Annotated in this window: 10 protein-coding genes; 6 read left to right on the forward strand and 4 right to left on the reverse strand. The window is 72.2% G+C overall.

Going from position 1 to position 14,777, the window contains the following annotated elements; translation table 11 throughout:
• Positions 1-130 precede the first annotated feature (130 nt).
• Genes glgX through treZ form a run of 3 tightly spaced genes read left to right on the forward strand, consistent with a single transcriptional unit; the run spans position 131 to position 6,479 of the window.
• The gene (glgX, locus tag KLO01_RS16700; RefSeq protein WP_147067275.1) at positions 131-2,281 is read left to right on the forward strand and encodes a glycogen debranching protein GlgX; all 2,151 of its coding nucleotides are present in this window, start codon (positions 131-133) and stop codon (positions 2,279-2,281) included.
• 5 nt (positions 2,282-2,286) lie between these two features.
• Complete coding sequence (gene treY / locus KLO01_RS16705; RefSeq protein ID WP_147067277.1) at positions 2,287-4,755, forward strand: malto-oligosyltrehalose synthase; 2,469 nt, start codon at positions 2,287-2,289, stop codon at positions 4,753-4,755.
• Positions 4,752-6,479 (forward strand): malto-oligosyltrehalose trehalohydrolase, encoded by a 1,728-nt coding sequence (treZ, locus tag KLO01_RS16710; protein WP_147067279.1) that lies wholly within the window; start codon positions 4,752-4,754, stop codon positions 6,477-6,479. Before treY ends, treZ begins: the two co-directional genes overlap by 4 nt.
• 77 nt (positions 6,480-6,556) lie before the next feature.
• On the opposite strand, the gene KLO01_RS16715 is transcribed toward treZ, so the two are convergent.
• Complete coding sequence (locus tag KLO01_RS16715; protein ID WP_147067281.1) at positions 6,557-7,516, reverse strand: acyl-CoA thioesterase; 960 nt, start codon at positions 7,514-7,516, stop codon at positions 6,557-6,559.
• Positions 7,517-7,544: 28 nt separating this feature from the next.
• Positions 7,545-9,002 carry a MocR-like transcription factor YczR gene (gene yczR, locus KLO01_RS16720; protein WP_147067283.1) on the reverse strand — a complete coding sequence of 486 codons (1,458 nt, stop codon included), beginning with the start codon at positions 9,000-9,002 and terminating at the stop codon, positions 7,545-7,547.
• A gap of 62 nt (positions 9,003-9,064) precedes the next feature.
• Between yczR and yczE the strand changes: the two genes are divergently transcribed.
• Positions 9,065-9,856, forward strand: coding sequence for a membrane protein YczE (gene yczE / locus KLO01_RS16725; RefSeq protein WP_246136277.1), 792 nt, complete (start codon positions 9,065-9,067; stop codon positions 9,854-9,856).
• Here the strand turns inward: yczE and KLO01_RS16730 are convergent.
• Together KLO01_RS16730 and KLO01_RS16735 are read right to left on the reverse strand one after the other, a co-directional pair.
• Positions 9,767-11,914, reverse strand: coding sequence for a RecQ family ATP-dependent DNA helicase (locus tag KLO01_RS16730; RefSeq protein WP_246136278.1), 2,148 nt, complete (start codon positions 11,912-11,914; stop codon positions 9,767-9,769). The two genes, yczE and KLO01_RS16730, sit on opposite strands and share 90 nt — an antisense overlap.
• Before the next feature lie 41 nt (positions 11,915-11,955).
• On the reverse strand, positions 11,956-13,341 hold the full coding sequence (locus KLO01_RS16735) for a serine hydrolase domain-containing protein (protein ID WP_147067285.1): 1,386 nt from the start codon (positions 13,339-13,341) through the stop codon (positions 11,956-11,958).
• A gap of 58 nt (positions 13,342-13,399) precedes the next feature.
• Between KLO01_RS16735 and KLO01_RS16740 the strand changes: the two genes are divergently transcribed.
• Positions 13,400-13,876: an acyl-CoA thioesterase gene (locus KLO01_RS16740; RefSeq protein ID WP_147067287.1), complete on the forward strand. Its 477-nt coding sequence runs from the start codon at positions 13,400-13,402 to the stop codon at positions 13,874-13,876.
• Complete coding sequence (locus tag KLO01_RS16745) at positions 13,873-14,577, forward strand: DUF8185 domain-containing protein (protein ID WP_147067289.1); 705 nt, start codon at positions 13,873-13,875, stop codon at positions 14,575-14,577. The genes KLO01_RS16740 and KLO01_RS16745 overlap by 4 nt, the downstream gene beginning before the upstream one ends.
• Positions 14,578-14,777 lie beyond the last annotated feature (200 nt).

Here is a 14,777-nt window from a genome sequence, read left to right on the forward strand (position 1 = left end):
GGTAGGTTAGGCGTCCTGCGCGAACGATACCCAGCCAGCCCGACCGGCCCGGCGTTCCCGCCACGCGGGCCGCCGTCGTCCCCGTGAGGAGTGCACACGCTTGACCCAGAACACGACGAAAGAGGCGGCCTTGGAAATCTGGCCCGGATCGGCATACCCACTCGGCGCGACCTACGACGGCAGCGGGGTGAACTTCGCGCTGTTCAGCGAGGTGGCCGAGGAGGTCGAGCTCTGCCTCATCGACGACGACGGCGTCGAGGTGCGGATCGAGATGCCCGAGGTCGACCACTTCGTGTGGCACGCCTACCTCCCCGGTCTGCAGCCGGGCCAGCGCTACGGCTACCGGGTCACCGGCCCGTACGAGCCCGAGGCGGGGCACCGCTGCGACCCGAGCAAGCTGTTGCTCGACCCCTACGCCAAGGCCATCGAGGGCCAGGTGAGCAACGACCAGGCGCTGTTCTCCTACGACTTCCTCGAGCCCACCGAGCGCAACACCGACGACTCGCTCGGCAAGACGATGCTCAGTGTCGTCATCAACCCCTACTTCGACTGGGGCCACGACCGCCCGCCGCGTCACGAGTACCACGACACCGTGATCTACGAGGCTCACGTCAAGGGCCTGACGATGACCCACCCCGACCTGCCCGAGGAGATCCGCGGCACCTACGCCGCCATCGGGCACCCGGTGATCATCGACCACCTCAAGGCTCTCGGCATCAACGCCATCGAGCTCATGCCGGTGCACCAGTTCGTCCAGGACACCTCGCTCCAGGCCAAGGGGCTGACGAACTACTGGGGCTACAACACCATCGGCTTCCTCGCGCCGCACAACTCCTACGCGCAGGGCCAGCGCGGGCAGCAGGTCACCGAGTTCAAGGCGATGGTCAAGGCGCTGCACGAGGCCGACATCGAGGTCATCCTCGACGTCGTCTACAACCACACCGCCGAGGGCAACGAGTTCGGCCCGACGATCTGCTTCCGCGGCATCGACAACGCGAGCTACTACCGCCTCGTCGACGACAACAAACAGCACTACTACGACACCACGGGCACCGGCAACAGCCTGCTCATGCGCAACCCGCACGTGCTCCAGCTCATCATGGACTCGCTGCGCTACTGGGTCACCGAGATGCACGTCGACGGCTTCCGGTTCGACCTCGCTGCCACCCTCGCCCGCCAGTTCCACGAGGTCGACAAGCTCTCGGCCTTCTTCGACATCATCCAGCAGGACCCGGTGATCTCCCAGGTCAAGCTCATCGCCGAGCCGTGGGACGTCGGCGACGGTGGCTACCAGGTCGGCAACTTCCCGCCCCTGTGGACCGAGTGGAACGGCAAGTACCGCGACACCGTGCGCGACTTCTGGCGTGGCGTGCCGGCGACGCTGGGGGAGTTCGCCTCCCGCATCACCGGCTCGAGCGACCTCTACGAGCACAGCGGCCGCAAGCCGATCGCGTCGATCAACTTCATCACCGCCCACGACGGCTTCACGCTGCGCGACCTCGTCTCCTACAACGACAAGCACAACGAGGCCAACGGCGAGGACGGCAACGACGGCGAGGGCCACAACCGCTCGTGGAACCACGGTGTCGAGGGGCCGACCGACGACCCCGAGATCCGCGAGCTCCGGCAGCGCCAGCTGCGCAACTTCCTCACGACCCTCCTGCTCTCGCAGGGCGTGCCGATGATCAGCCACGGTGACGAGATCGGGCGCACGCAGGACGGCAACAACAACGTCTACTGCCAGGACAACGAGCTCGCGTGGGTCGACTGGGACCTCGACGAGGACCAGGTGCGGCTGCTCGAGTTCACCAAGGCCGTGGTGCGCCTGCGCCAGAGCCACCCGGTGTTCAAGCGTCGCCGCTTCTTCGCCGGGTCGGCCGACCACGGTGGCCAGTCGACGCTCGGTGACATCTACTGGCTGCAGCCCTCCGGCGAGCCCATGGACGAGTTCGGCTGGGACGGCGACGCCCTGCAGATCGCCATGTGGCTCAACGGCGGTGCCATCCACGAGCCGGACACCCGTGGGCAGATGATCACCGACGACGACTTCCTCGTCCTGTTCAACGCCGACGCCGAGGAGCAGCAGTTCACGATCCCGTCGTCGACGTGGGGCGAGCGCTGGCTCACCGAGATCGACACGTGCGCCGAGATCGTCGACCCGGGGTGGCGCGACGCCGGCTCGCAGGTCGTCGTCGGTGCCCGTGCGGTCGTCGTCCTGCGCAGCCCCCGCGAGGCCCCGACCCACACGGCGGGGGCGGCCACCTCCGAACGGCCGTCCTGATGCGTATGCCGTCTGCTCCCGTCGTCGTCGGTGCCTCCGGCCGCGCCGTGCCCACCTCGACCTACCGCCTCCAGGTGCACGGTGGGTTCGGGTTCGACGCGGCGGCGGAGCAGACGGCATACATCGCCTCCCTGGGGGTCTCGCACCTCTATCTGTCACCGGTCCTGCAGCCGGCCCCCGGGTCGACGCACGGCTACGACGTCGTCGACCACGGCCGCCTCAACGAGGAGGCCGGAGGCCGCGAGGCGTTCGACCGGCTCGTGCTCGCCGCGCACGCCGCCGGCCTCGGGATCGTCGTCGACGTCGTGCCGAACCACATGACCGTGCCCGACGTGACGTGGCGCAACGCCGCGCTGTGGTCGCTGCTGCGCGAGGGCCGTGAGTCGGCGGCGGCGCGGTGGTTCGACGTCGACTGGGACGTCGAGGACGGTCGCGTGCTCATGCCGGTGCTCGGCTCGTCCCTGGACGAGGTGCTGGCGGCCGGCGAGCTGACGGTGGCGACGGACGGCGGGGCCGCGGGCGACGAGACCGTGCTGCGCTACTACGACCACGAGTACCCCGTGGCGCCGGGGACCGAGGGCCTACCGCTTGCGGATCTCGTTGCGGCACAGCACTACCGGCTCACCTTCTGGCGTGATGGTGCGACGGACCTCAACTACCGGCGGTTCTTCGACGTCACCACCCTCAAGGCGGTCCGCGTCGAGGACCCCGAGGTGTTCGAGGCGACGCACGCCCTCCTCCTCGAGCTCTATCGGGACGGGTCGATCGACGGGTTCCGGATCGACCACCCGGACGGCCTTGCCGACCCCGGGGACTACCTCGCGCGTCTGGCCGACGAGACCGGGGACGCCTGGGTCGTCGCCGAGAAGATCCTCGAGGGCGAGGAGCAGCTGCCCGAGTCGTGGCGGTGCGCCGGGACGACCGGCTACGACACGTTGCTGCGGGTGCAGCAGGCGCTGACGTCGTCAGCCGGCGACGAGGTGCTCGACCGTCTGTGGGCCGAGCACGCGCCGGCGGGGCGCGGAGCCCTCGAGGACGTCGTGCTGGAGTCCAAGCAGCTCGTCGTCGAGACGGTCCAGGCGGCCGAGGTCAACCGGCTCATGCGGCTCGTCGCAGCGATCGTGCCGGGGGAGAACCTCGACGCGCTCCGACGTTCGCTCGGCGCCCTTCTCGTCTCGATGGACCGCTACCGCGCCTACCTCGTGCCGGGGCAGGCAGCCGACGACGAGCAGGTGGCCGTGCTCGACTCCGCCGTGTCGCGCGCCCGAGAGCTGCTCGACCCGGCCGACCACGACGCCCTCGCCGTCATGGACCGCCTCGTGCGCGGGGGCCACCTCCCGCAGGCGCAGGTCGGCGCCGACGCCGCCCGTGCCGAGCTCATGGTGCGCTTCCAGCAGACCTGCGGACCCGTCATGGCCAAGGGCATCGAGGACACCGCCTTCTACCGCTGGTCGCGCCTGTCCGGTGCGAACGAGGTCGGCGGTCACCCGTCGCACCTGTCGATCGACGCGGACGCCTTCCATGCGTTCGAGGCGCGCCAGCTGTCGACGTGGCCGACGACGATGACGACCCTGACGACCCACGACACCAAGCGCTCGGAGGACGTGCGGGCCCGGCTCATGACTCTCGCCGAGTCGGCCGACGACTGGTCGCGCTGGGCCCACGAGGCATCGGATCTGGCTGCGGCACACCGCTCCTCGCTCGTCGACCGGGCCACCGAGTACCTCGTCTGGCAGACCGTCCTCGGCGCCTGGCCGATCACGCCCGACCGCATCGAGACCTACGTCCTCAAGGCCGTGCGCGAGGCCAAGGACCACACCGCGTGGGTCGACGGCGACGCGGACTACGAGGCCGCGGTCGTGGGCTTCGCGCGGGCGGTGGTCGCCGACGCTGCGATCGCCCGACACGTCGAGACCTGGCTCTCGCTGCACGCGGCATCGGTGCGCGCCAACGTCCTCGGGCAGAAGCTGCTCCAGCTCGTCGCCGTGGGCGTGCCCGACGTCTACCAGGGCGCGGAGCTCCAGGCACTCACCCTCGTGGACCCCGACAACCGCGGGTCCGTCGACTACGCCGACCGCGTCGACCGCCTGGCCCGGCTGGACGCAGGAGAGCGCTCGCGCGACCTCGACGACGAGAAGCTGCTCGTCACCGCCGCCGCACTGCGCCTGCGTCGGGACCTGCCCGAGAGCGTTGTCGGACCTGCCTCGAACTATGCCGGCCTCGACACCTCGTCGTCGCACGCGCTGGCGCTGGCCCGCGGTGACGCGTCCGGTGCGCAGCTCGTCGCCGTCGTCACGCGCGAGGCCGACCGGCTCGCCGCTCGTGGCGGCCTCGGCGACGCCACGGTGTCCCTGCCTGACGGCGAGTGGCGAAATGTGTTGTCCAACAGCGACTCTGGCGTCTTCACGGGTCAGGCGGCGTTGACCGACCTGCTCGTGGACCTGCCCGTCGCGCTCCTGGTGAGAACGTCATGATCGAGGTGTGGGCGCCGCAGGCGCAGCAGGTCGAGCTCGAGCTCGGCGCTCCCGACGAGCCGCGTGAGCGGCTGCCGATGGTGCGCGACGACCGCGGATGGTGGCGCTGGGAGGGTGAGCACACGGCATACGACGTCGTCGACTATGCGTTCGTGCTCGACGGTGAGGAGCCGGCGCTCCCGGACCCGCGCAGCGCATGGCAGCCGCACGGTGTCGACGGGCCGAGCCGGGTGTTCGACACCGCCGCCCACGAGTGGCGTGACTCCGGCTGGCGAGGACCGCGCGACGGCGCCGGCACCCTCGGCGGGGTCGTCTACGAGCTCCACATCGGGACGTTCACGGCAGAGGGCACCTTCGACTCCGCGGTCGAGCGGCTCGACCACCTCGTCGACCTCGGCGTCGACGTCGTCGAGATCCTCCCCGTGGCTGCCATCCCGGGGCGTTGGGGCTGGGGCTACGACGGCGTCGACCTGTATGCCGTCCACGACGCCCTCGGTGGTCCGGCCGCCTTCCAGCGTTTCGTCGACGCCTGCCACGAGCGCGGGCTCGGCGTCTGCCTCGACGTCGTCTACAACCACCTCGGGCCGAGCGGGAACTACCTCGGTCGGTTCGGGCCGTACTTCACGCAGACCCACATGACGCCGTGGGGACCGGCGGTCAACCTCGACACGCCCGGGTCGCACGAGGTGCGCGCGTTCATCGTCGAGAACGCCCTGCGCTGGCTGCGCGACTTCCACGTCGACGCGCTGCGGCTCGACGCCGTCCACGCCCTCGTCGACGAGGGTGAGCGGCACCTGCTCGTCGAGCTGTCCGACGCGGTCGCCGATCTCGCGCGTGAGCTCGGCCGGCCTCTCGACCTCATCGCCGAGAGCGACCTCAACGACACGACGATGGTCACGCCGACGGCCGACGGCGGTCTCGGCATGACGGCGCAGTGGGCGGACGACGTGCACCACGGGCTGCACGTCGCGCTCACCGGCGAGACGCAGGGCTACTACGAGGACTTCGCCGGTGGCACGCGGGCCCTGCCCGACGGCGGGCCGCTCGACGTGCTCGCGAAGGTCCTCACCCGCGGCTTCCTGCACGACGGCACGTGGTCGAGCTTCCGCGGCCGCGAGTGGGGGCGTCCGGTCGACGTCGACGCCCTCGACGGGCGGCGGCTCGTGACCTACCTCCAGACCCACGACCAGGTCGGCAACCGCGCGACCGGCGACCGGATTTCGGCCTCGCTCACGCCGGGGCGGGTGGCGATCGGCGCCGCGCTGTACCTGCTCGGGCCCGGCACGCCGATGGTCTTCATGGGCGAGGAGTTCGCGGCCTCGACGCCGTGGCAGTTCTTCACCGACTTCACGGACGAGGGCATGGCCGAGGCGGTGCGGGCCGGCCGTCGGGCCGAGTTCGGGTCGCACGGATGGGCCGACACGGTGCCGGACCCGCAGGCGCGCTCGACTCGTGACGCGAGCGTGCTGCGGTGGGACGAGCTGTCCTCCGAGCCGCACGCCTCGCTGTTCGGCTGGTACCGCCGGCTCATCGCGCTGCGCCGTGAGGTGCTGGGCACGGATGAGACCCGGTTCGCGGACGTCACCTGCTCGGTCGAGGACGACGGCGACACCTTCGTCATGACCCACCGCGGCATCGAGGTCCGCGCCGACCTCGCGAGCGACACGGTGACCGTCACGACCACGGGCGCGGACGGCACAGCGGAGCCGCTGCACTTCCCCTGACCGGACCCCGACTGATGGCCCGACTGGGACACCTCGCTGCGCTCGGTGTCCCAGTCGGGCCACCACTCGGGCGCAGTTCAGTCGCGGACGCGGAGCATGCCCTCTTGGGCGGTGGAGGCGACGAGCGTCCCGTCGGCGGTGAACATCCGGCCGATCGACAGGCCGCGCCCGCCCTGGGCCGAAGGGGACTGCTGGGCGTAGAGCAGCCAGTCGTCGGCGCGGGCAGGGCGGTGGAACCACATCGCGTGGTCGAGGCTGGCGACGTTGAGCCCGCCGCCGACCCACTGCCGGCCGTGGCGTCGCAGCACCGGCTCGAGCAGCGCGTAGTCGGAGGCGTAGGCCAGCACGGCCGAGTGCAGCAGCGGGTCGTCCGGCAGCCGCCCGACCGCGCGGGTCCACACGCTTTGGTGTGCGACCTGCTCCTCGCCGGGTGAGAGGAACAGCTGACCCTCGACGTGGCGCTGCTCGATCGCGCGGTCGGCGACGTGCTTGGCGCTCGGGTGGTCGATGCCGCCGAAGACGTCGCTGAGCGACTGCAGGCCCTCGGGTCCGGGCACGTCGGGCATCTCGTCCTGGTGGTCGAGCCCCCCGGCGTGCTCCTGGAACGAGCAGCTCATCGACAGGATCGGCTTGCCGTTCTGGATGGCGTGGGCGCGACGTGTCGAGAACGACCGCCCGTCACGCATCCGCTCGACCGCGAACGTGATGGGCTGCGTGTCGTCGCCGGGGCGCATGAAGTAGCCGTGGAGCGAGTGGATCGGTCGGGGAGCGCCGTTCTCGCCGGCCTGGACGGTGCGCCCGCACGCGACCACTCCCTGGGCGAGGACCTGACCGCCGAAGACCCGGCCATGGGGCATCTTCTGGCTCTGCCCGCGGAAGAGCGTCATCTCCTCGGCGAACGTCATCGGAGCCCGGCCCTCGACCCCGTCCTCGCCGATGGAGGCGGTGACGTTGATGTCCGCGCGACCGATCTCCTCGAGGTCGAGCACGGCCAACAGCTGGGCCAGGGCGGGTGGGGTGTCAGGCGAGTCGGTCACAGGCGTCACCCTAACGACGACTCGCGGGTCAGGCGACGAGCGGTCCGCGGGGGTGTGGGGCGCGACGACCGTGAGCCGCGGCGCTGCCGTCGGCGACCCGGGCCAGGGCTCGCACCAGCCGCTCGACCGCCTCGGTGAGCTCCTCGGGGGAGAGCACGTAGGGCAGCCGGATCCACCGGTCGAGCCCGCCGGCCGCCGCGAACCGAGGCCCGCTCGCGAAGAGCAGCCCCTCGTCCTCGGCGGCGAGCGTCACCTGGAGGGCGACCGGCTCGGGGAGCTCCACCCACAGCGAGAGACCGCCGCGCGGCATGACGAACCGCAGCTGCGGGCACCGCGTCCGCAGGGCCTCGGCCAGCGCGTCGCGTGACTCGACCAGCTGGCGGCGCCGCTCCTGGGTGATGCCGGGGGAGGCGCGCATGAGGTGGAGCAGGACGAGCTGGTCGATGACCGGGGCGCCGATGTCGAGCGGCACCCGCGCCGAGTGCAGAGACTCGTGGAGGTGCTTCGGTGCGCGGATCCAGCCGATGCGCAGCCCGCCCCAGTGCGACTTCGAGGCGCTGCCGATCGAGACGGTGTCGGCGTGGTGGGCACCGAACGGCAGCGGCATCGGGCCCTCGTGGTCGAGCCCGAGCTCCACCACCGTCTCGTCGACGATGGCGGTGGTCCGGCTCTGCCGCAACGCCTTGGCGACGAGGGCACGCTGCTCGTCGGTCATGAGGTTGCCCGTCGGGTTGTGGAAGTCGGGCAGGAGGAAGGCCGCGCGCGCACCGGACGCGCGGATCGTCGAGGTCATCGTCGGGACGTCCCACCCCGTCGGCTCGACGGGCACGGCCGCGATGCGCGCCCGGAGCTGGCGCAGCGTCGGGAAGATGTTGGGGTAGGTCGGCGTCTCCATGAGGACCGTGTCGCCGGGGGAGAGCAGGGCGCGCGCGGCGATGGCCGTGCCGACGACGGCGCCGGTCGTCACGAACACCTCGTCCGCCGTCGTGGGCAGCCCCCGGTCCGAGTAGTGGGCGGCGATGACCTCGCGCAGCTCGGGGAGCCCGTCGACGAGGTAGCCGGTACCGCACAGGTAGTCGGGCGAGGCCGCGATCGCCGCCTCCGCCGCCTGCGTCATCCCCGCCGGGGCCCGCTGCGCGGCGCAGGTGAGGTCGATGGTCCCCTCCGGCACGTCGGGCGACAGGTGGAGGCCGGTGTCGCGCCGGACCACGCCCTGGGGAAGGCTCGCGACGCTCCCCGAGCCACGACGGGAGGTGAGGTAGCCGCGGTCGCGCAGCACGGCATACGCGCTGCTCACCGTCGTGCGGCTCAGTCCGAGCGCGCCGGTGAGGTCGCGCTCGCTCGGCAGTCGGGTGCCCACGGCGATCCGGCCGTCGGCGATGAGGAGGCGCAGCGCGTCCGCGACGAGCTGGTATGCCGGCCCGTCACCTCGCGTGGGTCCGATGAGGTCCGCGGTGCGCGCGGCGGAGAGCACGGGAGCAACCATGGGGCCACTGTCGCACAAGTGGCCATGGATTCGAAGGCCAATCGTGGTCGATGATGGTCCGCATGAGCCCGATCCAGACCCTGCGCCGCGGGGCCGCCCGACGTGTCGACCTCGTCCCGATGACCCCGATGGAGCAGCTGCGTGCCGGCTCCACCGTGCGCCGCGTGAGCCAGCTGCTCGTCGGGCTCTGGCTCTACGGCACGGCGATGGCGATGTTCATCCGGGCCGAGCTGGGGCTCGACCCGTGGGACGTCTTCCACTACGGCGTGCAGGACAAGGTCGGGTGGAGCTTCGGGACGGTCGTCATCGTCGTCGGCATCCTCGTGCTGCTGCTCTGGATCCCGCTGCGCCAGTGGCCCGGGCTGGGGACGATCGCCAACGTGTTCGTCATCGGCATCGCCACGGACGTCATGCTGTCGGTCGTCGAGACCCCGGAGGCCCTGTGGTTGAGGGTGACGATGCTGCTCGGCGGGATCGTCGTCAACGGTCTCGGTGGAGCGCTCTACATCGGCAGCCAGTACGGCCCCGGTCCCCGCGACGGGCTCATGACCGGGCTCGCCCGCCGTACGGGTCTGTCGATCCGGCTCATCCGCACCGGTCTCGAGGTCACCGTGCTCGTCATCGGCTGGCTGCTCGGCGGCGTCGTCGGCGTCGGGACGGTGCTCTATGCGCTGCTCATCGGGCCGGCGGTCCAGGCGTTCCTGCCGCTCGTCACGGTGCGGGTCACCCCGCCGGCGCGTGCGGCGCGCGGCGAGTCCGACCCCTCAGCCATCGACGGCCAGGGCGAACGGCAGGACGCCGTCGACCCCCGCCCGGCGGAGCTCGCGACCAGCGACGGTGAGCGTCCAGCGTGAGCTGACGAGGTCGTCGACGAGCAGGACCGGACCACGCACGCCGGCCAGCGTCGCCGCGAGGTCGGGACCGACGACGAGCCGCTCCCACACGCCCGCGAGGCGGAAGGCGCTGTTGCCACCCGGCTCACCCGTGGGGCCACCGTGCTCGAGGTCGAGCGTGCCCAGGAAGGGCAGGCGCCCGATCTCGGCCAGCCCGTGGGCGATCGACTGGACGAGCTGCGGGTGCGACCGGGACGGCACCGCGACAATCCCGGCCGGTCGCTCGCTCCAGCCCCAGCCGGCGAGGACGCCGACGCAGGCGCGGAGCAGCTCGGGCGTGGCGGGCGCGTCCTCACGCAGGACGTCGCGCAGGCGCTGACCCCAGCCGAGATCGCTGAGCCGGGCGAGCGCGCGCCCGCGGGAAAGCGACTCGTCAGGAGAGATCTTGCCCTTGACCGGCACGCCGAGGCGGTCCATCCCGGTGGGCCACTGGGCGCGGGCGTCGATGTCGACGCCGACCCGGGCCAGGCGCTCGCGCGCAGCTCCGATGACGGTGTCGGGGACGTCGGTGGCGAACCACGGACCCGCACACGTGTCGCAGCGGCCGCAAGGCACGGCCGTCGCGTCGTCGAGGGTGCGCTGGAGGAAGGCCATCCGGCACTCGGTCGTGCGCTCGTAGTCGAGCATGAGCTGCTGCTCGTCGGTGCGGGACTGCGCCACCCGGCCGTAGCGCTCGGCGTCGTAGGTCCACGGCTGACCCGTCGAGGTCCAGCCGCCCTGGACGCGCGCGACGGCACCGTCGACGTCGAGGACCTTGAGGAGGAGCTCGAGCCGCGTGCGCCGCACGTCGACGATCGTCTCGATGGCGGCGGTCGACAGGGGCCGGCCGGCCTCGGCGAGGGCGCGCAGGACGGCGTCGGCCTGCTCCTGGCGCGGCATCGACACCGAGGCGAAGTAGAGCCAGATGTCCTTGTCCTCGGGACCGGGCAGGAGCAGCACGTCGGCACGCTCGGTGGCGCGACCCGCACGGCCGACCTGCTGGTAGTAGGCGACGGGCGACGACGGCGCCCCGAGGTGGACGACGAACCCGAGGTCCGGCTTGTCGAACCCCATCCCGAGGGCGGACGTCGCGACGAGGGCCTTGACCTCGTTGTCGCGCAGCGCACCCTCGAGCCGCTCGCGGTCGGCCGGGTCGGTGCGGCCGGTGTAGGACGCCACCCGGTGCCCGGCGTCGGAGAGGGCGGAGGCCACCTCCTCGGCGGCGGCGACGGTGAGGGCATAGACGATGCCGCTGCCCGGGAGCTCGTCGAGGTGGGCGAGCAGCCAGCCCAGCCGTTGCTCGGGCGACATGGACGACAGCACGCCGAGCCGGAGCGAGTCGCGCGCGAGGCCGCCCCGCACGGTGAGCACGTCGCGCCCGCCGACCCCCAGCTGCTCGACGACGTCGGTGACGACGCGCTGGTTCGCGGTGGCCGTCGTCGCGAGGACGGGGACGTCGTGCGGCAGCTCGGTGAGCAGGTCGCGGATCCGCCGGTAGTCCGGGCGGAAGTCGTGGCCCCAGTCGGACACGCAGTGGGCCTCGTCGACGACGAGGAGGCCGCACCGGCGGGCGAGGTCGGGCAGCTGCTCGTCGCGGAAGCGCGGGTTGTTGAGGCGCTCCGGGCTCACGAGGAGGACGTCGACGGTGTCGTTCGCGAGGGACTGGCGGACCTCGTCCCAGTCCTGCGCGTTGGCCGAGTTCATCGTCACCGCGTGTATGCCGGCCCGCTCGGCCGCCGCGATCTGGTCGCGCATGAGGGCGAGGAGGGGGGAGATGATGACCGTCGGGCCTGCGCCCTGGGCACGACGCAGTGCGGTGGCGACGAAGTAGACGGCCGACTTGCCCCACCCCGTGCGCTGGACGACGAGGACCCGGCTGCGGTCGGAGACCAGCGCCGTGACGGCCTCGAGCTGGCCGTCGCGGAAGTCGACGTCGTCGCGTCCGACGAGCCGCCGCAGGGCAGCGGTGGCCTCCCCGGCCACGTCGGAGGGTGCGCCGGACTCGGTCGGCGCGCTGACGGCATACGTCTCGTTGGTCATGGTGACCCCACCGTAGGCGCCGTGCCCGACAGGCCCCTCGGTCAGGCCCAGCCCCGCTCGTCGACGCCGCCCGGGACGTCGGCCTCGGGGTCGTAGGGCGTGCGGGTGAAGCGGAAGGTCGCGAGGTCGAGGTGGGACACCGTGCCGTCGCCGCGCCGGAGCACCCGCAGCGGCTCGCCCGTGTAGTAGCCGTCGAGGCCGACCCACTCGTCGTCCCCGGCGCGGGCGAAGCGGGACCCCCGGCCCGTGCCCGGCTCGCCGAGGACGAGGTGCTCGCCGACGAAGCGCGCCGTCTCGACCGCGGGACCCCAGTGCCACATGCCGGCGAGCTCGAGCACGTCGCTCGACCCCGACGCCACCCACGGCGTCACCGGGGCCGGCTCGAGCTCGCGCATCGTCCGGAGGAGCTCCTTGGGCAAGTCCTTGAGCACCTTGCTCGCGGTCGTGTTGGTGAAGAGGACGACGCCGTCGCCGGGCGCTCCGACCGGACCGGCGCCGCCGTCAGCGTCGAGGTGCACCCGCAGGCTCGCGAGGAAGCCGGGCATCGAGCCTCCGTGGCCGGCGGACCGAGCGCCGTCGACGTTCCACACCTGCCAGCCCAGACCGTGCGAGCCCAGCCAGGGCTGGCCCGGCTCGTCGACGACGTGGTGCGGCTCGACCATCTCGGCGAGGGTCTCGGGCGAGAGGATGTCGGCGACGTGGCCGCCGAGGAGCGCCGCCCACCGCGAGAGATCGCCCACCGTCGTCCAGAGCTGGCCGGCGGGGGCCATGGCGCCGGCGTCGTGCTCCGGCTCGGGCAGCAGCACGTCGGCGAAGGGGTGCACCGCGAACCCCTGTGCCGCAGCGCCGGTCGGACGCAGGGTCGTCCGGGTCATGCCCAGCGGTTCGAGCAGCTCGTCGCGCACGACGTCGAACCACGGGCGCTCGCGAACCACCTCGAGGAGGCGACCGAGGGCGGCATACCCCGTGTTGGAGTAGTGGAAGCGGCGCCCGGAGCGGAAGCGGGTCCCCACGCCCGAGTTGACGAGGTGGTCCCAGTTGCCGCCCGGGGTGCGCTCCCACCAGTCGCTCGCGGTCTCGGCCTGGACACCGGCGGCGTGGCTGAGGAGCTGCTCGATGGTGACGTCGTCGAGGTGGCTGCCGGGCACGTGCACGCCGAACCGGTCGGAGAGATCGAGCCGGCCCTCGTCGCGCAGCCGCATCACCGCGACGCCGACGAAGGTCTTGGTGATCGAGCCCATCCGGAACTGGGTGTCCGCATCGACGGGCGCCCCGGTCGCGCGGCCGTCGACGGTGCCGACGGCACCGGACCACACGAGCTCGCCGCCGCGCACGAGCCCGGCGGCGACGGAGGGGAGGCGGTGGTCACGCTGGCCGGTGGCGAGGGCGTGGTCGAGGCGGGCGTTCGTCGTGGGGGAGAGCGGCATCCGTCCACCCTAGGACCGTGTCGGTCGCGGACTCGTCGAGGGCTGCGAGACTGGGTGCATGTCCGTGGTCGATCCCGCCCCCGAGCCCACCGCTCGCCCCTACCGCACCGAGGTGCCGCTGCGCTGGTCCGACATGGACGCCTACGGCCACGTCAACAACGTGCAGTACCTCCGGCTCCTCGAGGACGCCCGCGTCATCGGCTTCCGCGAGTGGTTCGGCGAGGAGCGATCGCTGCTCGACACCGGCGTCATCGTGTCGCGCCACGAGATCGAGTACGTCGCCCCGCTGACCCACCGCCACGCACCCATCGAGGTCGACATGTGGGTCACGCGGGTGCACGGGGCAGGCTTCGACCTCGGCTACGTCGTGCGCGACCCCGAGGCGATGGGCGAACGCGTGTATGCCGTCGCCGAGACCGGGATCGTCGTCTACGACTTCGCGACGTCCCGGCCGCGTCGCCTGGGGGCGGAGGAACGCGCGGTGCTCGACGGACACCTCGGCGGTGCGGTCGCGTTCCGCTGGTCGCGCCGGTGAGTGCTGCTGTGGTCTCCGAGCTCGTGCTCGCCGATGCCGAGTCGCTCCAGGACCTCGGCCGGTATGCCGCCCGCGCCCGTGCGCTCGACGCCGACGGTGCCGTGCGGCTCCAGGCCGTCGGGTCGGTGCTGGCGTCGTGGGTCGGGGTGCTGCCGGGCTCGGGGTTGATGGGGACCGGGACGACGGTGGGGTTGCGGACGTCTGCGCTCGCGGTGCCTGCGGAGCTCGACGTGGTCGTGCCGTTGGCTGCTGTCTCGGACCGGGTCGCTCGGCCGGGCGAGCGGGCCGTGCTGCCCGTGCCACCGATGACGGTGTCGGCGGCGTGGGCTGCGGTCTCGCCGCCGCGGGCGGGATGGCAGGTCGTCGGGTCTGTGGATTCGGAGGCCCTGCAGCGCGTGGCGTCCGAGGGGATCGCCGAGGTGGCGGACGGCACTCCGGACGGTGCGGGTTCGGCTGCAGTGGCGGCGCTGCGTGAACGTGTCTGGGGTCGGATGGTCCCGGTCGATGGATCGGCTCCCGATGGGGCAGACGTGCGAGAGGCGGGCACCGGCCCGGAGGGCGGGACGGCGTATCCGGCCGCGCTCGCGTTCGCGGCATACGCGCTGGGCTTCCTCACTCTCGGTGGCGAGTCGACGCTCGCGACCAACGGGCGCTGGACTCGCCTCACGACACAGGCAGGACACGCACTCACCCGCCGCTGACGGGTACCCACTCGCCGTCGAGGGGGCGCTCGCGTGGGCCAGGGGCCCTGTCCACCTGCGCGGCGCGCGTCTGGCCATCGCTTCGCTCGACGCTGACGTCACGCCCCGCCGGGCCCACCGTGGGTGTGTCCTGGACGTGCCTGTGGCCCCGTCGCGTGGGTGGCGTCGGGGTGTGGTGCGGGGTCATGGTCGGTGCCAGG

The organism is Knoellia locipacati (assembly GCF_007992835.1).
GTDB classification, from domain to species: domain Bacteria; phylum Actinomycetota; class Actinomycetes; order Actinomycetales; family Dermatophilaceae; genus Knoellia; species Knoellia locipacati.

Coding starts and splice junctions, on each gene's coding strand:
- KLO01_RS16735 (WP_147067285.1), bottom strand. CDS start 13,341: ATGCCGCTCTCCCCCACGACGAACGCCCGCCTCGACCACGCCCTCGCC.
- KLO01_RS16740 (WP_147067287.1), top strand. CDS start 13,400: ATGTCCGTGGTCGATCCCGCCCCCGAGCCCACCGCTCGCCCCTACCGC.
- treZ (WP_147067279.1), top strand. CDS start 4,752: ATGATCGAGGTGTGGGCGCCGCAGGCGCAGCAGGTCGAGCTCGAGCTC.
- yczE (WP_246136277.1), top strand. CDS start 9,065: ATGAGCCCGATCCAGACCCTGCGCCGCGGGGCCGCCCGACGTGTCGAC.
- KLO01_RS16730 (WP_246136278.1), bottom strand. CDS start 11,914: ATGACCAACGAGACGTATGCCGTCAGCGCGCCGACCGAGTCCGGCGCA.
- yczR (WP_147067283.1), bottom strand. CDS start 9,002: ATGGTTGCTCCCGTGCTCTCCGCCGCGCGCACCGCGGACCTCATCGGA.
- treY (WP_147067277.1), top strand. CDS start 2,287: ATGCCGTCTGCTCCCGTCGTCGTCGGTGCCTCCGGCCGCGCCGTGCCC.